This window comes from Aeribacillus sp. FSL K6-8394 (genome assembly GCF_038008865.1).
Classification (GTDB): domain Bacteria; phylum Bacillota; class Bacilli; order Bacillales; family Aeribacillaceae; genus Aeribacillus; species Aeribacillus composti.
The window spans coordinates 252,830-271,426 of sequence record NZ_JBBPAA010000001.1 but is presented as its reverse complement, the minus strand read 5'-3'; the positions used below and the strand labels follow the sequence as shown (position 1 = coordinate 271,426).

Sequence of the window (18,597 nt, the reverse complement as noted above, 5' to 3'; positions counted from 1 at the left end):
GGGTGCTGAATCAATTTAATCGGTGGACCTTTTCATACTTGTTTCCGCAAGGATCCTGAAAATAAACCGCATAATAAGTCGGGCTGATCGGGAACTGCCAGGGGCCGCTGTCGATGGTGCCCCCATATCGAACAACAAGCTCTGCAATCCGGTCCACCTCCTCCCGGTCATGCGCCCAAAACCCGATCAAATTCTCGTTTGGCTTATGATTGGGATCTTCCGTGATAGCGAAATAAGGAACGCTCGGAAGCTCTCCCTCCGCTGCAAACACTTTCCATTTTTCCGAATGGAAAGTGCGGGTAAAACCCAATGCAGGAAGAAGATTCTCATAAAACGTGCACACTTTCTCCCATGAATTTACTCTTAAATCGATATGACTGTATCTATTCATTGCGCCCCTCCAAATAATTTTTAATTTGCTCCAGCTTGTCTGCCCAGAAGCGTCTCATCAATTCTCTTACATAGACATCATCCAGCATTTCCTGATGGATGGCGATCGTCGTTTTGCCTGAATCCGTGGGCAGCAAATACAATTGAAGCCGGGAAGGCTTTTCCCATTCCGGAAGTTTCCATTTCATGCGGAGCTTTCGAAATGGCAAAACTACCGTAAGTTTCCCGCAGATACCTTCCTTAGATTTAAATTCGTAACCCTTTTGCAGTCGAAACTCGGAGACGTCCCCGATCCATAAGGGCAAGCCTTGCGGCGAAGTCAAATAGTCCCAAACCTTTTCCTGCTCCACCTTTATCGTTTTTCGGACGCCGATTTGAACGCCCGCATCTTTGGTGACACCAACAGGAATCCTGCCGAGCAGCTGTCCATACTTGACGGTCAGCCATTCCCCCATTCATCCGACACCTGAAATTGTTCGCATATGTGCTCCTTCATATGTTCGTGAGACCAAGAAGGATCCACAGCCTGTTTCAAGGTGGCAACCCATTCTTCCCAGGTAATTCCCGTCGCATCCTGAACAGCCTGTCGAAAAACGGCCCCTGGCATTTTCATTCCTCCCCTCTTTTCAGTGAAAAAAGAAACACGATAGGATCAAAATCTTTTTGACGGCATCCTGAGCGGCATGGATACTGCACGACAGGTTGTACTTCGCAACTATGCAAATAAGTCAGTTGGATGAGGCCGTTCATTTGTATTGGATGCAGCCAGCTTTTTCGTCATTATTTGAGGATAATCACTCTATTAAATGATCAAACCTTTTTCTTTCCATCAGACAAAATGAACGAACGGATGCTCTGCATTTCTGCCATCACCAACCTCAAGGGACAAAGAGTCCAAGTAGGAATCGTAGCCCCTTCAAACTTCACAAAATATACAGAATCAGGATTATCGAGATAGACTTATAACTCATGACAAAGAGAACCGATAGAAATCCTTGCCCCTGCAAACTTCGTAAAAACAAATCAGAATCATCGAAATAGACTTATAGCATACGACATTGAGAACCAATGGAAATCCTCACTCCAACTAACTTCGTAAAATAAACCGAATCAGGATTATCGAAATAGACATGTAACTCACCACAAAAAGGGCAAGTGGCAATCGGCTCCCCTGTAAACTTCGTAAAACCGGATCAGGTTTATCTAGAAGATCTATAACTTACGATTTTGAAAGACTTCCATCGATTTGTCGCTTTCAGCTATATTTTCAGTAAAGCTCCCCGTTTCAATACCTCCACCGATTTCAATATGGATCGGCAATCTGATGTTGAGCCCTCTCCTTCAAAAAATTTTATGAATTGCTCACCTACATTTTAACAGAAAATTCAGAATATTAAACCGTTGTTTTGGAGTATTTTTTCCTCAATTTAAGAACTTACCCCAGATCCCCTGTCCTTATGTGAATGTAACAAAAACTGTTTAAGAGGACAAAAAATCTCTATCATATATAAAAAAAACACGAAGCATCATAGGTTTATCTAGTTTAGGGAAAGAGAAAATAACTTTTTCATGAGTTGAACAACAGGGGCAAACTATTAAAAAGCTAAAAAGAGGAGTTGACTTGTAAGAATTTTGATTGCACGGCCTTATCTATGATAGGCGCGACAAAAATGATAGGAGGCGTTCACCTTGTTTAGCAGCACAGGCATAAGATTTGATTTACATTTCTGATGCAATTATAATGGTGGGCAAGAATGGCCGAAATACATAATAAACAGTCATTCCTCAATCCAGTCTTTAATTGCGGCCGCCTTCGTTTATTTTTGGCTTCGCCACCTAGATGATGTTATTTATTCAAAAAATCTTTAGAAAAAAAGGAGAAATGTTTATGTCAATTGCGGTTACTGGTGCTACTGGTCAACTCGGTGGGCTTGTGATTCAACATTTGCTCAAAAAAGTTCCCGCCAGTCAAATCATTGCCATCGTGCGTAATGTTGAAAAAGCCTCTACTCTTGCCGATCAAGGCGTGGAAGTTCGCCATGGCGACTATAATCAACCGGAATCTCTTCAAAAGGCTTTTGCAGGTGTCTCCAAGCTGCTCTTTATCTCAGGTCCGGATTCTGATAATACGCTTCGTATCGTTCAACATGCAAATGTCGTAAAAGCTGCCAGAGATGCTGGAGTCAAACATATTGCTTACACAGGGTATGCCTTTGCTGAGGAGTCATTAATTCCCCTTGCATACGTTCATTTAGCAACGGAATATGCCATCCGTACGACCAATACCCCGTATACTTTCCTGCGTAATGCCTTATATACGGACTTTTTTGTAAATGAGGGGCTGCGCGCATCCATAGAATCTGGAGCAATTGTTACGAATGCGGGAAGCGGGATCGTTAATTCAGTAACACGCAATGAACTTGCTTTGGCTGCCGCAACGGTGCTAACAGAGGAAGGGCATGAAAACAAAACGTATAACCTTGTTTCCAATCAACCGTGGACCTTTGATGAACTTGCCCAAATTCTCTCCGAGGTTTCCGGCAAAAAAGTCGTGCATCAGCCTGTCTCATTCGAAGAAGAGAAAAATTTCCTCGTAAACGCTGGTGTCCCTGAGCCGTTTGCTGAAATTACGGCAGCGATCTATGACGCGATTTCCAAAGGAGAAGCGTCCAAAACATCAGATGATCTGCAAAAACTGATCGGATCCTTGACCCCTCTGAAGGAAACCGTAAAACAAGCCCTGAAAAATTAAAAATTGACCAAATGACATAAAATGAAAAAACAGAACATCCAATGGCTGCAAACTCATGACCTGCTTTATCTTAGTTCGGTAGCAAAAAAACAAGAGATGTCAAGAGTGACATAGCTTAAACTTTTAGGAATCAAGCTCAATTAAAAACTCGGGACGGACATTCCGTTTCGAGTTTTTAATTGAACAGGATAAAGATGGTTGCAAGTATAATCATATTTGACTTAGTGTTAACAGAAGATGTTGTGATTAGGTATTTCAATATAATTCAGATTTCGAAGTCAGTGAATCTTTACTTCACCAATTGCTAAATGCGGAATGAAGAGGAAAAAGATCGGAATTTTAAACAGAATTTTCTGAATATAAATCAAAAAAAGAGTCGGATGATTTTATCAAAGGCTCTCTTTACTGATATCTACCGCACTTTGACATATTTCGGATGATGCACAGTGGCACGAATTCTTTTTTGAATCACAGACACCTATCCTTTATTTTGGACCGGAACGGTACATTTCTAATTTGTCTAGGTCTAGAACAAGTCCAGCGTCTAGCAATATATCTAATCCTAACAAACCGTTAATCCCTTCATAGTCCATCCCACTAAAATCAATCTCATACTCTCTCAGTTGAAAAGAACCTAATTTAATAGAGTCCAATTTCTTCATAAATGCGTGCTCTTTTCCTCCGATTCCGTAATAAGTAACAATATGATCGCCCATCTCTACTCGTAAATTAATATCCTCTACTACATTTTGAGAAATCAGTGTTTTGACAGCACCAGTATCAATGACCATATTATCAATCAACTTATACCTTCCTTGATAAACAATTTCTATCGATGTAAACAACAACCCATCACGATATTCAATCTGCATAACGAAAATTTCCCCTCAGACCAATCGTTCCACGAACTTTTAAGACAATCTCCTTGTGACTAGTGTGATAAACAAGCTGATCCCCTTTTGATTGCAGTAACTCACGAGTTGCATCCTCATCCGAAACCGTTTCAATGACAGCCACCTCTTCAATAATCTCCTGATCACCCTGTAAATGAGACTTCAATACCTGTAATTTCACAAATTGGTTCGGATACAGTGAACGCACTTCCTGCCATTCCATCTCCATCACCTCAACTTGTTCTTTTAATTGATTATATCACTACCCGAAAACTGAAAAAAGAATAGGCACCTCTGATGCAATATGCATCACTAGCGGAAAGATAAAAATTCATTTCGCCGAATGTTTTACATTTATGCATTTAACGATCGTACATACTACTTGTAGGATTCGATGTTGGTCAAAGAGTCGGAGTATATTGATAAAACCAGCGTTCTGCTGTTGTGTAAGCGAGTTATAACAAGCGAGCGACTTCTTGAATCGTTTTTCCGATACGTAACTGGGCGACCCACAATATTGAAACGATTCCGTTGCGATACTGTGAGACGGAAGACCCGGATAGGAAACAGTAACTGTAAGGAAACAGGCTTGGCAGCGATGTCTTTCTATGGAAAGCTCAACCCAGTATAGCCATGAATCCATTGTTTTCGTTTCGATGACATGTTAGTTGTCCGTCCGAAGCAAGTCGGGCAGATCGGACAATGAGGAGGGGAAGTTCAAAAATCCAGCGTTCTCCCTATTTTCGTTCTCCTTGAATAAGAAAGCCTGTAAATTATATGCAAAAGAAGTTTGATTTATCAAGGTTTTTTAGCTGTTGAAAATTAACTCCGTTCATTAAATTTAACTTAAAAAAATAATTACGTTAGCAAATGTGTTAGCAAGAAAGTAAGTATGTGGTCTGTTGTAGTTAATATGCGTAGTACAAATAACAGAATGACGAAGACAATGTTGAATGAGTGTACTATCCCGCTTCACAACTTTGCGCAATGAAGAGGGGCTGTCCAGAAAGTCAAATCCCTATTGATAACAAAAAATCATAAACATCGATATATCAACGTTTCTAAAACATAAAAGGGGGGCCGTCAATAAGCCAAAAAACGACTTATTAGACAGCCCCTCCTACATAAATATTTTATTTAGATTTTAACACTTCCTTTAACAACTCAATCGCATGTTCATCGGTTGGATCGTTCGTACCGAGCTCGCCACGGAAGGCTTTATATAAAATCGAATTTTTTAGTGAAATCAATTCCGCTTCCAATTGTTCAATTAAAGTTTGTTCTTCAATTAAATTATATAACATTTTATCTAAAATTTTAACTATTCTTTTCCACTCATTCTTTGGTGGAAGCGGGAAAGGGAGATCATTCATTTTTTTTGGTGATACCCTTGGAAGATTAATACCATTACTATTTGAAACTGCATAATCTATAGTCGATGGAAGTCCCAAATAGTAGTCTAAAAGTTGATTAAGATATTTATGTTCAGTCCTTAATACAAGTATATCCGTAGAAGCTACACCATCGAAATCAACAACTGCATGCTTATTCAAATAAGGACGAAGCTTTCCATATAATACATCTCCCTTTTTAAAAACAACCTTTTTACTCTTAATGTCTTTAGCTAACTCAGTATGAGATATACCTCCACCTTTTATTAAATGCTCTAAACCTACATAGGTTTCATTTCCAACTGGTAGTACCTGTTCTTTAATTTGTTCAAAAATAGCACCTGTTTTTACCCACACCCAATTCTTTGGCACTTCATATGGTTGCTCTTCTTTTGGAATAAGATCCTTTTCTGTCAACTCATTAAAAGTTTCGAACATACTCTTCTCTTTAGGATCATTTGTACCTAATCGTCCTCCAAACGCCCTATCCAAAATCGCTGCCCGTCGAAGCTCAAAAGATTCTTTTACTTCCTCAATTAACCGCTTCGCTTCATCAATTTTCCCAAAAAGCCGCTCGATTTTCTCAGCAATGCGTTTTTGCTCTGAAAGAGGAGCAATTGGTAGGGGCGTTTCTTTCAAATATTTAAAATGCCTGCTATATCCTTTGTCTGGAAGATTAACATTTTGTAAAAGATAATATAGATATTTAGGATAGATAAGTTCTAAAGGTTTTAATATCTTAGTACCGTCTGCACCTTGAACAAAATCAAAATCAATCCATTTAATGCACTTTGTATGATCACCAAAAATAATGACTGGAAGTTCATCAGAAAAACGTAGTTCAAATTTATCTGTATAACCTGATATTAATTGCTGTCCTTGATCTACTACAGGCAATAACCCATTTTCTTTGTAATATTTTTGAGGAATTTGTTTTTTACCATTACTGATACTTTGAACAACCTCTTTAAACCAAACCCACACCCAATTCTCCGGCACTTTATAAGGCTGTTCTTCTTCCGGTACTAATGCTTCTTCCAGTAGTTCTTCCATCGATTTTTGTTTCTTTTTGCTCATTTTTTAAGCACCTCAGATGTTTCTGCGACTTTTAGCATTTCTTTAGAATCTGTTTGGTAGGTGTTCGGTTGTTCGACAGCTTTTAACTCGGCAATGACTTCGTTTAGTAACGAAATCGCTAGTTCTAATTTTTCCACCGCTTCTTCTGCAGATTCGATTGGGTCTGGCAGGTTTTCGTAGACGGACAAGGATTCATCAGCAATTAAACCAATATCCAAGCTGTCACCTTTTTTCGCAATTTCTTCACGTGTGAACACATTCCAGCGCTCGTCTTTGACTTGACTGCGATCTTCTGCCGTATAAGCCTTGATAAATCCTTCAAAATGTTCTTTCGTTAGCGGATTCCGTTTGCCGAAGGAAGGCATATTCGTGCGTAAATCGTACACCCATACTTCTTTTGTGTTGCCGACATCTGATGTCCCGCGGTTGAAGAATAAAACGTTCGTTTTCACTCCTTGGGCATAGAAAATGCCAGTTGGCAAGCGTAAAATCGTGTGCAAGTTGCATTTGTCCATTAAATCGCGGCGAATGTCGGCTCCTACCCCGCCTTCAAACAAGACGTTATCTGGAAGGACAACCGCGGCACGAGCTTTGCCGTTTGCCTTGAGAGCGCGGTAAATATGCTGCAAGAAATTCAACTGTTTGTTCGATGTTGTAAAGGTGAAGTCAGTTCGTGTTGCCCGCTCGCCGCCTTTTTTTGTTCCAAAAGGCGGATTCGTTAAAATCACATCAAAATTTTTCAAACTTTCACCTAGTGAAGAGAGGGTATCGCCTAACAAGATTTCCCCATGAATATCATGAAGCAACGCATTCATGACCGCTAGACGATGCGTGTCTCTGACAAGCTCCACTCCTGAGAAAGCTTTATATTTTTGGAACTCTATTTCTTCTTGTGACAAATCAAAATAATCATCCGTTTGCTCACGAATATGACGATCCGCCGCAATCATAAAACCGAAAGTTCCAGCAGCCGGGTCGTGACAACGTTCTCCCGGCTGTGGGTTCACAAGTTCTACAATAACATCAATAAGGACGCGAGGCGTAAAATATTGCCCCGCTCCCGATTTCACTTCGCTCGCGTTTTTTTCTAACAGCCCTTCGTATAAATCCCCTAACCCTTCTTGCTTTGCATTGTACCAATCTAAGTTATTGGTCGATTGAATAATTTTTTCTAGGTTCTTTGGTTCTCTAATATTAGATGTCGCATCTGTATAAATTTGTTTTAATAATTCATTTTCCTCTTTTCCTAAATCAAGCAACAGCTGTTGATAATGCTCTTTAAGTTCGATCCCGTCTTTTTCTACTAACGAATCCCAGCGATATTTTTCAGGAATCATATATTCTTGACCGGTTTCTTTCATCATTTTTAAGAACAGCAAATATGTTAGCTCTGTCACATATTGGTGATACGTAATGCCGTCATCACGAAGAACGTTACATAAATTCCATAGTTTTTGGACGATTTCTCTGTTGTTCATCTACGCTTGCTCCTTCTTTTGGTGATAGTTATACAAATTATCATTAATTTCGCGAACAATTTGTGCTAATTGTCCATCGAAAATTTGATTTAATTGTTTAAAGCCTCCACGGCTCTTAAAAGGTTCATATTCAAAAGCCTTTTCAGGGTCCGGATGAAGAACGGATTCTTGCAGCAACTGCTTTTCGATTCGCTCTAGCCATTTCTTTTGAACAGGCGGCCACGCTTTCATTTGGTAAATTTTCTTCATGGCGTGTTTAATTCGTTCTTCATGACTAATAAGCGGATCGCCTAAAGCCTGCTGGCGGATGAAGGCGATGATGTCCGCTGCGATGTCTTCATTTTTCGCCTCGCGCCAAGCTGCTTGTAATTTTTTCTCAGAAAAACCTTTCTGGTCCAGTTCAAGCAGCAATTTCTTTAACTCTTCTCTCGTTAATTCAGTTGGACGTTGACATACAATCATTAACGCAGGGATTTTGTTCATATTGTTCCGGATAAACTCCCCGAATGATTGTAAATAATCATCCGGTTTTTCCGCATTTCCATATCCGCGTTTAACTCCAATAAGTTCATCTTCATGCGTGGAAATATATTGTTTATTTTCCCGATAGCGATTTTCATCGATATAACGGAACATCGATTTGTACTCTTTTAACTGTCCAGTTAATTCAGCAGGATTCAAGTTTTTTACCCAATCTATAAATTCATCAACTGTTTTTCCACCAGATAATACTTTAAAGTCTTGGTGCTGCTTCTCTGACCATTGGCGTTTTTTTCGTTGGATTTTGGCAATAATTTGTTCTTGTTGATGTTGAAGGTGTTCTTCTTTTTCTAAACCTTCTAATTCTTCTACTAATTGAGTCAGTGAAATATTTGGTCGAGTGACAACAGGCTTCATGCTTGTATATGGTTTTAAAGACTCATAGATTCCAACCGCATCGAAAATATTAAAGTGATCTTTTCGGATTTCTTCACATCTTCTCGTTGCTCGGCCTAGCATTTGCTCATAAAGAATCCGAGAGCGAACGCGGCGCAAGAAGACGAGATTTGTAATTGCTGGAACATCGACACCTGTCGTTAGCAAATCCACCGTCACAACAATAGTTGGATATTTTTCATTTTTAAAGCGTCGAATCGCACCTGATGGATCCTTAATGGAGCCTGTAATTTTCATAATCGCATTGTCTTCGACTTCACCGTATACTTTTTCAAATTCTTCTTTTAAAAGACGTACGACTAAGTCTGCGTGATCATCTGTCGCTGCAAATATCAATGTTTTGCCTTCATCGTCCGGAGAAATATAATTCGTCAACTCTCGTATAATAACACGATTAAAGCTTTCTGTGATAACTTTTGTATTAAAATGTGCAACCTCAATATTCACTTCATCTTCAAGGTACTCTTGTGAAATTGTGCCGGAAACCGTATCATATACGTCGACTGTTTCACCTTTGGCCCAAGTGATTCCTTCCTTTTTTAATACCGTTTCAAATTGATACGGTGGTTCATGGTCGACTAAATATCCATCGACGACTGCTTTACGATAAGAATAAGTGAAAACCGGCGGTCCAAAAATTTCTGTTGTATGCAGCGCAGGAGTTGCTGTTAAACCGATGCGAACGGCATCAAAGTAATCAAGTACTTTTCGATATTTACTTACATAGTCATTGTGATCTCTTATTTCAATTTCTATGTTATTCATCTCTTTATCTAGTGTATAGCCTCGATGGGCTTCATCGACAATAATGCAATCATATTGATCAATCGATGGAATGTCTTCTGTTTTCTCGTTGTAGAAAATGCGTTTTAACATTCCTTGTACGGTAGCGATATGTACTTTTGTTTCATCATCTGGTTTTTGATCGTATAACGATTGTAAGCTATAAATTTCAGTGAACGTATGGAAATTTTCCAGCTTACTTTCTTTAAAAGCGCTTTCCGCTTGTTCTCCAAGAGCTTTTCGGTCGACAAGGAATAATATACGATTAAAACGCTTTGCTTTGATCAATCGATAAATGAGACCAATCGCCATTCTTGTTTTCCCTGTTCCGGTTGCCATGGCGATTAAAATGCTGCGTTTTTTCTCTTCCAATGCTTTTTCGACCGCTTGAATAGCTTTGACTTGATAGTCTCGTAATTTAAGATAATCAAATTTTTCATCACGCAAAAATTGTTCCGAACGTTCCGTATCTTTTTCTAATAGATTTTTCAGTCCTTGAGGAGTGTACCATCCTTGAAGTGGTCGCGGGTGATTCGTTGATTTCCGCGCATCTAAAAACCAAATGCCTGACTTTTGTTCTAGCTGTTTTAAAAAGGGGCGGCCATTGGTTGCGAACAAAAATGGAACATAGTAATCTCCCCATGGTTCATGGATCACTTCATGGCCATGCCGAACAATAAGTTTTGCATATTCTTTTGCTTGCTCAATGTCAGATGGGATATCTTTACTAGCACGTTTCGCTTCAATGATCCCTACTAGCTCGAGGCCAATAAATAAAGCATAATCAGCGTAACCATGTTTTAAAGGCCACTCCGCAATCGCCATGTTTTTTCCTTTTTCCGGACGAACTCCTTTTGAGAAACGCAGCTTTTCTGAATCAGCCTCCCAGCCAGCATCTCGTAATTGCTGATCAATAAGAATACGGGTTTCTGCTTCCGTCAATTCAAAGTTGGCAACGGCGCGTTGTGAGTACTCACGTCGTTTTTGTTTCTCTTCACTGCTAATATATAGCTGTTCTTTGCGTATCTTCTCAAGCTCTGTTTCCAAATGAGCAAGCTTTTCTTCGTATGACTTAACTACATGGTTCAATTCATCTTCTGATATAGATGTTTGCGGTGTCGGTTCGATATATTCTGGAGCTTGAAATGACCAATCGCCATACACTTCCATAAACCAAACCGCAATTCGAAACGCCATATGCAATAAAGCTTTTGCCTCATTTACTTCACCATAGCTCGGATTATGTACCGCTTGATTCCCTTTCAAACGAATGACCGTAAATAAGTCATATATTTCCTTCGGCAGAATTTGCTCATAAAAAAGAATTCTCAGACGCTCCTGTTGATCAGTTCTGCGTTCTTCCTTTATTTCTTCTAACGCTAAAATATATTTTGTTATAGTTTCAGCAAATTTTCTAAGCTCACTTATCGCCACATTTGGATTTTGATAGACATTTCGTTCAGCTGTTTCCCCAACACGGGCGAGAACTTCCCATTTTTCTTCTAAAAAGCGAAAATTGTGCGACATATACACACCTCACCCATAAGAACATGTATATAGTGCTATTTTAGCATAAATTTTACAATATATATTATTTCCAGTCATACATCTATTTAATAGAGTTATGTCCGTATAATTGTGTAAAAATGAATGGGTCTAAAAATACTAGCCAATTTCAAATCCGATCCTTTCAGATGCTTGAACTTGTAAAATCTGGTTTATTTTAACCGCAAATTTTTTGAATTTCCTTGAAGGAGTTGATGCAAAATTTCTAATTCTAGGTTAATCTTGTTTTGGTACATTCAAATCTTTTCTCCATTAAAGTTTGGCGGTCCAACTTAATTTCAACTGAATGTTTTTATTTCCTTTGGGACATTTGCTTTTGCTGGCATTGGTATTGAATTGTAACTTATTAAACATATATGATAACTTCTTACAATTATCGCATTTATAGAAACCATCCAAAATTTCTTTCAATTAATAAACCCCTCTAGCTTTATATGAGTATAGGAAGAGCTTCCACGGCAATATTAGAGCAGCTGCAAAATAATTCGCTTTTCTTTCCATTTCAACATAGGAATTATTGACCACTTGCACCAAAATGAGCAAGCTCATCATATAGAAAAAGAAATAGACATTCGAGTTAATTTAAAACCAACAAAAAGCTTAAAACCTCAAATAATGAAATATGATCATATAAACTCGAAAAGTAAGTACGTCTATCCAAACGTGTATTTTCTTTACTATGTAACCACCTGTCCCCATTCGCACATTGTTAGCAAATCGAATGGGAACAGACTCGCAAATCATGTTTCCAGCCTAATCCCACATGTGGCGACAAATACCTTCATAAAGCTTCTTCAGGATTTCTTCTTGATACCCAGCTTTTTTTATTTTCCGCATTTTCTCTTTGATCGGCTGCAATTCTTCGATTGTAACAGTTTCTAGTTTCGCTACTCGGTCATCCGACAGCAAAACCTCTGGAGATGACGCTAAGTAATCTTCTAATTGGAAATGCCATAAATGAATATGCTCCTGATTCCGCTCCTTTAATCGCTGCGCCATTTTTAGTCCTTCAGGATCAAAATCTCCAGAATAATATATTTGACAACCTTCTTGGATGATTAAGTCTATTAACATCAGTGACGCTAGTTTAAATTGCCCATTTGTGCAAATCAGCGGCGGGAAAGCGTCAGGAAATAAATCCAACAAAGCGGAAAATACGCCTGAGTTCTCAACGACAAATACGGTCTGCCCCTTAGCAGGATATGCACGTTTTAACTTCAATATTTCCCGCAATGGCACATTGAGTACTGTATTGGTTTTTACAGCAGAAGCAAACACAGAATGAATTCCCTGTTCCGTTTCTGTCAAAATTCCCGCACATGTCACAAAGTTTAAAATATCTTCCCGTAAAATGCCAAATGATTGCAGGAGCTCATTGACTTCCTCGACTGAGGATAAGTCATAGTCTTGATCAGAGTAAAATTGAAGTGCATGAAGAAATACTTTTCCTTGAAACGTATGCAAGTCAAATGCGTGCGGATCTTTTAGCACTTTTTGTGAAAAAATTGAAAGACGTTCATAATCACCTTTTTTCGGCAAATGTTGAAGCGCAGTGCACACATTCTTTAAAACAGTCTCCAAATGTTCCCGATCTTGCGAATAGGCGATATGAATAAAGCGGTTTTGGGGAGCTGATTCAGCTATAAAAGACAGAAGCCTTGCTTGTTCGGGATATTGATGAATAAGGTTTTGAAAAAATTCTTCTTTTTTCTTCCGATCTGTTTCCCTCTTCTCTTGATTGGTTGTAATGTCTTCACCAAAATAATTCTCAAGTAGCGTAACGAGCGGTATACCGGCAAAGCGCGTTTTCTCTAATTGTTCGGCAAACATTTTTAATGAAACCGAAGGAGTAGATTCTTGATGAAAATCCTTCCCAAAAAACGCCCCGAGCGCTTCTTTTTCTTCAAAGGAAAAACCGTCTAATTTGACCGTTCCGCCGATTCTCCCGAGTGATTGATATTTCTTTTTCATCAGCAAAAAAAGGCGGTGAAAGCCAGGTTCACCGCGAAAAAACTCAACAGCATCCGCTACTTTTTGTTCCAACATGAACCATCCTTCCTATATGGATGATGTAAAAGTAAATTCTTCGTCCGGATTTGTCGCAAGTCGTTTCACTTTTCCATCCCAATGATATCGAATAACCGTAACGTACGGCGCATTTTTCGGGCGAACTAGCTCGCAAATAGAAAGCGATGGTACCGTGTCGTAGTCTCCCCAAAGCGCCTGAGAGTTCATGATATAATTGAAACCAAGCTCTTCGACTAAAGCAAACATATCACGAATGTTATTTTCATCAACACCGGCAAACGCTTCATCTAACGAAATAATATATGGAGCATCCTCTGCAGCCTCTTGATAACGTGAATATGCCGCAGCAAAAAGTGGAATATACATCGCCATCGCTTTTTCTCCACCGCTAAATTTATAAAACTTTTGGTTTGTTAATTCCCGCTTTGGTTCATTTGTTTTTTGGTAATAAAGCGTAAACGAGAACCACTTTCGGTAATCGAGCACTTCTTTAATGACTTGGTGCAACGTATTGCCTTGCCCACGTTCTTCAAGCATTTCTCTCGCTCGGTTGATTTTTGAGCGGAAATGCATCGTAACCCGCTGCAAATCTTCTTCCTTTAGCAGCCGCGAATTCATTCGCAACAATTCGACTAAATCTTTCGTGTCCATTTCTTCTTCGGTTTCCGCGGTCTTCGGCTTCCATTGAATTGAAAATGTCAGACCTGAAGAAGTATCACGTTTTTCCATTAATGCGTTCATATCTTTTACCCAGCGTTCGGCACGCTGTATGCGGCTTCGCAATATTCGCCCGATCGTTTTCAAAATAATATCTTCATACAATTCACGGTCCTGTTCGTTAATATATTCTTTTTGCAGCAATATATCTTTTTCAATCTCTTTTAATACATAATATGGTGTAACGCGTTGTCCTTTGTAGTCTAGTAAAATGATGATACGTCCTGCTTTTTCCTTCCAATCGTTCGCTTTTAGCTCAGATTCCTCATCTAATGAAAGCTCGACGAACGGATTTTGTTTGTTCCAATCGGCAGGTTCCTGTGTCGGACGATATTCGATTAAATTCGGTTGTTCTTGGAAAAATATTCGGTTTAATCGTTCGGTGACAGAAAGTCGTGTATTCTCTTTTAATACAGAACCATATTTCTTGGAAATGTCTATTGCTTTGTCCAAAAGTGAGCCTATTTCATTTTCGTCAACAAACACTAGCCCTCGTTCCAATTCTTTGGCAAATAGCTCTTCCCATGCTTGGACAAGAACCTTTGCAAATTCCAGTTTTCTCTCTAAACTGCTTAATTTGTTTTCCATGTTTGAAAGCTGATTCCCGATGTCTGCTTGCTTCTTAATTTTCTCAGGAATTTCCGTTTTTAAAAACGTTAATCGTTCTCGAATCTGTTGAATCTCTTGGCGAATATGTTCCGCTCCCATTTTCGTTAACATCGATTCGATATGCTCAAGTTCAAGTGATACCCGCTGTTGTTGATCGAGAAGAACATTGATTTCGCCTTTCGCTTCGTCTATTTCGTTTTGTAATGTTTCAAGCTGATCATTTAGATTTTTGATCATTTCATCGGTGTGCACAATGTTTCCATGAGTAATTTGTACGTCATTTAACTCTTTTAAATATGATTTCATATAAGACAAAGCATCTTCGTACCCTTTTTTTGAAAACTTAAGGTCCAGTCCTTCTGTCTTGTTGCACAAAGTATTTTTCACTTGCTGCCATTCTCTAGCGATTTGTCCGAGTTTTTCATTTTTCCTTACTGTTTCTTGTTCTTTGCTTGCTGCCAGGAGTTTCGTTTGCTCCCACTGGTCATAGGCATATTTGACATTTTTGTCAGTTGGAAACAATTGAAAGCCTTCCGTAATGTGGCGGATTCGTTCATCAATGGCTACCAGCTGCTCTCGTTTTTCTCTGAGTTGAGTGTTTAAAAGCTGTAATTCTTCCTCAAATTGCTGAATTTTCTCAAGACGCAGCCGTTTCCGTGCGGCTCTTCCAATATACTTTGCCTTTTCCCTTTCAGGGGCATGTCCTTTTAAAAGTCCTAGTGAATATTGTCCGGATTCGTTTATGACAAAATAATCCTTTTCTTGCGGTTCGTCCGATACGATAATACTGCGCAATACCGCTTCGATTCGTTCCTTAGTAACACCTGAGTCATTCTCTACATCAGGTTTTAAATAATCCTCTAGCGTGTGTGCCATCATTGCCGGGTTTGGCATGATTACTCGATCATATTGGATATCTAAATCCGCTTCCACAATTAAAGCGTCGAGCAATCCAGCATGATTTAATGTAGATTCGATCCGTTCCCGCAACTCTTCAGAAACGTGCTCCTGAAATTCCACAGCTGCATAAAACGGAACGTAAGGTATTCCTTTCTCTTTTAACAAAACCCTTGTTTGCACCGTTTGCATGTCTCGTTCTGGTTCAGGATCTTTTTGTTCCTTCCAATAGCGTAATTTTTCTTCCGTTTCACGAATTTCATTTTCTATCAATTTCATTTCATGTTGTTTTTTAATTTTTTCCGCTTTCCACGATTCTAAAGATTGATAATATTGATTTGTAAACGGTTGTTTCACCTCTTCGAAATGATAGCGCTCATATAGCTCATTCAACCTTTGTAAAAATACTTGAAATGCTTCGTCATCCACCTTTATATCCGGATACATTTTGCTCCATTCAAACACGCTTTCCTGCAAACGGGATTTTTCGTCTTCAACCAGTTCATACCATTTTTTCTCTTCATTTTTTAGTTGGTCTAATTCCCTATTTAATTCGCCGAGCTCTTTATACGTTTCTTCATAACGTAATTGAATTTCATCATGTTCTTTCCAAAGTCCGTTAATTTGCTCCAGTCGATCAAAATGTGCATTAGCTTCCCGCTTCCATACGGTAAAATCAAATTCATATTCTCGGTTCCGCTGAAAATCTTCTTCGTTGATTGTATGCTCGGAAAAAGAGCTTTCTAACGCATCGTTCCGCATCATTTCTAACTGTTCTGTTAGCTTTTTCAATAACTGTTCGAAACGTTCTTCATACATGTTTAAGTTTTGTTCAATTTTCCGTTCTTGCTCTCGTTTTTCATCTATAAATCTTTCTTTCTTTTTGAGCTCTTTGTTTACATTCTGCAGTTTTTCCGCTGTTTCATTACGCTTTTCTTCTGCCTGAAACACTTCATGATTGGATAAATCAAGTTCCCGTTTACGCAGCACTTCTTGTTCAATCGATAATTGTTGAGTCTCTTCTTTCAATGTCGCAAGTGTTTCCTCATATTCACGATGTTGTGCGACAAACTGTTTCTTTTCTTCAGCTAACTTTTTAAAGCTTTTTTCCGATTTTACATATTCATTCGCTTTCTCAGCCAACATATACTCATTGTAAGTCGAATAATGCTGGCAAAGATGCTTTAGAGCCTTCTCGTCTTTTTCAAGCTGTTCTAATTGTTGTTTTGCTTGATCCATATTTTCTATCGTTTCTGACAAGTGTCGCAGCTCTTCATCTGTAAGTGCTGGCAGCGAGCTTTCTAATATTTCGTAGATCACAGTTGGCTTAAAATCTTTTGAAAGCTTCGGACTGCGTAATTGAATGAGTAATTCAATCAATTCGTGGAACGCATCAAGCGACTCAAATCGAAAAATATGTTTATTCACTAACTCCATATATTCACGTTGCGAATCAACAACCGTACCGCCTTCACCAATAACAGTGATCAACTCCCGTTTCGTTAAAGGAATTTTTTGCGTCTTCCCGTCTGTCTTTTCTTCTTTATATAAACGCAAGTCTTTGCCGATGCGCCGATTGTCAAAAACGACAAATCCCCAAAAATCCATATTTTTCTGCCGTTTTGCCCGTAAGCCGATACCCGTTGTGATATATTGTTCAGAGTTTTTTCGCTTATATTCTAAAAATAAATAGCCTGTTCGTTCGTCCCTGTCGACGAGTTCTTTTTCCCCAAGTAAGTAATCTTCCATTCTTCTAGCTCGGGAACCGAACGGATCGAGGCGATCAGGACTCTTTTTTCCATCAAGCAGAACCGGAAGAAAACTTTGCATCGTCACCGATTTGCCGGAGCCGTTGCTTCCACGCAATAGAAGTTTTCCGTCTGCGAAATGAAAAAATTCTTCATCATAATACCAAAAATTTAACACTCCCGCTCGATATAACTCCCATTTACTCGTCATCTTCATTCGTTCCTTTCATTAGAAAATCATCAGGATATGTTCCGACTAATCGACCTAAAAGGGGGTAGAGAATAATCATCCCAGTCTCCGCTTCACGTTCTGCCATTTTCCACTCCTTTAATGCACTCAATACTTCATCAGAAAGCTGAGAGATTGTCATGTCGCGGTATGTTTTACTCCATCCTTCGGAAAATTCGTCACGGCATTTTTTTAACAGACCTAAAAAATCATTTGGTGTTAAGCGGATTTGTCCATATTCATCAGGCATGTGAACATCAAGATGCTGGCGAATAATTTTGGAAAAATGAAGAATAATCTCCGAAGTACCTTTTTGATCTGGAAACAGCGTATAGCGGCTTTGACGTTCCGGTAAAGTTAAAAGTGCCGCATTTTTAAAAAGTTCATAGTGATAATCAGTATGTTTTTCAATATCTTCCCGCAAGCGATGGCGAAAGTTTCTTAAATAATAAAAGTCAGGATCGTCTTTTTGTCTTCGATAAATGGCTGGCGATAAAAATAGTTGCCGATATATCCGATGGCGGCGATAGTCTTGCGGGGACGCTTTCCATTCTTCTTCTAAAATCTCCTCTATCGTTTCATATTGAAACAAGTCTTTCGGATATGATCTCATAAAATAGCGGGATACAACGGGAACTTCATAGAGTGCTTCATGGTCTTCTTTATTTGCAAACCCTTCAAGATCCCCATCGACGCGTTTTACGATACCAATTTGCTCCGACGTCCTCAGCACCCGAATGAGCGACTTCCGATGTTGATAATTCGTCCAATCGATTGGCAGTTCCCCGGGATACATCGCTTGAATCTCTTCACATAAATCGGACAGAAGAAATTTCTCATCGACGGCTTTGCTCTCTAAATATGCTAATAAGCAGCAAAACAGGGCATAATCTAATATATCTTGAAAATCTTGAATACCCATCCACGATTCTGGCTCAGCCGGGATTTTCTCCAGCTTTGCAAAATAGCGGTGAATGATTAGCCGATATCCAAACTTTTCTTGCAAGTAACGTTTCAATACTTTTTCACGTTCTCTAATCTTTTGATAAAGCTCTGGTTCCTCTTCCCGGACAATCCAGAAGTTTTCAAACAGGGCTGTCATG

Annotated in this window: 12 protein-coding genes; 1 reads left to right on the top strand and 11 read right to left on the bottom strand. The window is 39.1% G+C overall.

From position 1 onward, the window contains the following. Nucleotides 1-10: 10 nt before the first annotated feature. From NSR00_RS01230 to NSR00_RS01220, 3 genes are read right to left on the bottom strand one after another with little or no spacing between them, the layout of a single operon-like run. Nucleotides 11-391 (bottom strand): VOC family protein, encoded by a 381-nt coding sequence (locus NSR00_RS01230; RefSeq protein ID WP_340786430.1) that lies wholly within the window; start codon nt 389-391, stop codon nt 11-13. Continuing rightward, on the bottom strand, nt 384-845 hold the full coding sequence (locus NSR00_RS01225; RefSeq protein ID WP_340786427.1) for an SRPBCC family protein: 462 nt from the start codon (nt 843-845) through the stop codon (nt 384-386). Before NSR00_RS01225 ends, NSR00_RS01230 begins: the two co-directional genes overlap by 8 nt. Next, nucleotides 830-1,003 (bottom strand): hypothetical protein, encoded by a 174-nt coding sequence (locus NSR00_RS01220; RefSeq protein WP_327859218.1) that lies wholly within the window; start codon nt 1,001-1,003, stop codon nt 830-832. The genes NSR00_RS01225 and NSR00_RS01220 overlap by 16 nt, the downstream gene beginning before the upstream one ends. Before the next feature lie 1,275 nt (nt 1,004-2,278). Between NSR00_RS01220 and NSR00_RS01215 the strand changes: the two genes are divergently transcribed. Then, nucleotides 2,279-3,142, top strand: coding sequence for an SDR family oxidoreductase (locus NSR00_RS01215; RefSeq protein WP_066249957.1), 864 nt, complete (start codon nt 2,279-2,281; stop codon nt 3,140-3,142). 485 nt (nt 3,143-3,627) lie between these two features. On the opposite strand, the gene NSR00_RS01210 is transcribed toward NSR00_RS01215, so the two are convergent. The 8 genes from NSR00_RS01210 to NSR00_RS01175 form a co-directional block, all read right to left on the bottom strand. Further along, nucleotides 3,628-4,014, bottom strand: coding sequence for a retropepsin-like aspartic protease (locus NSR00_RS01210; protein WP_340786423.1), 387 nt, complete (start codon nt 4,012-4,014; stop codon nt 3,628-3,630). Continuing rightward, the gene (locus tag NSR00_RS01205; RefSeq protein ID WP_327848799.1) at nt 4,004-4,258 is read right to left on the bottom strand and encodes a hypothetical protein; all 255 of its coding nucleotides are present in this window, start codon (nt 4,256-4,258) and stop codon (nt 4,004-4,006) included. Before NSR00_RS01205 ends, NSR00_RS01210 begins: the two co-directional genes overlap by 11 nt. A 910-nt stretch (nt 4,259-5,168) precedes the next feature. Continuing rightward, nucleotides 5,169-6,503 carry a restriction endonuclease subunit S gene (locus NSR00_RS01200; RefSeq protein ID WP_340786420.1) on the bottom strand — a complete coding sequence of 445 codons (1,335 nt, stop codon included), beginning with the start codon at nt 6,501-6,503 and terminating at the stop codon, nt 5,169-5,171. Continuing rightward, nucleotides 6,500-7,981, bottom strand: coding sequence for a class I SAM-dependent DNA methyltransferase (locus NSR00_RS01195; protein WP_340786418.1), 1,482 nt, complete (start codon nt 7,979-7,981; stop codon nt 6,500-6,502). The genes NSR00_RS01200 and NSR00_RS01195 overlap by 4 nt, the downstream gene beginning before the upstream one ends. Then, the gene (hsdR, locus tag NSR00_RS01190; protein ID WP_340786416.1) at nt 7,982-11,227 is read right to left on the bottom strand and encodes a type I restriction-modification system endonuclease; all 3,246 of its coding nucleotides are present in this window, start codon (nt 11,225-11,227) and stop codon (nt 7,982-7,984) included. 792 nt (nt 11,228-12,019) lie between these two features. Further along, nucleotides 12,020-13,312 (bottom strand): TIGR02679 family protein, encoded by a 1,293-nt coding sequence (locus NSR00_RS01185; RefSeq protein WP_340786413.1) that lies wholly within the window; start codon nt 13,310-13,312, stop codon nt 12,020-12,022. A gap of 12 nt (nt 13,313-13,324) precedes the next feature. After that, nucleotides 13,325-17,476, bottom strand: coding sequence for a TIGR02680 family protein (locus NSR00_RS01180; protein WP_340786412.1), 4,152 nt, complete (start codon nt 17,474-17,476; stop codon nt 13,325-13,327). After that, nucleotides 17,466-18,596, bottom strand: a complete 1,131-nt coding sequence (locus tag NSR00_RS01175; protein ID WP_117017513.1) for a TIGR02678 family protein — start codon at nt 18,594-18,596, stop codon at nt 17,466-17,468. The genes NSR00_RS01180 and NSR00_RS01175 overlap by 11 nt, the downstream gene beginning before the upstream one ends. Between the last annotated feature and the right edge of the window lies 1 nt (nt 18,597).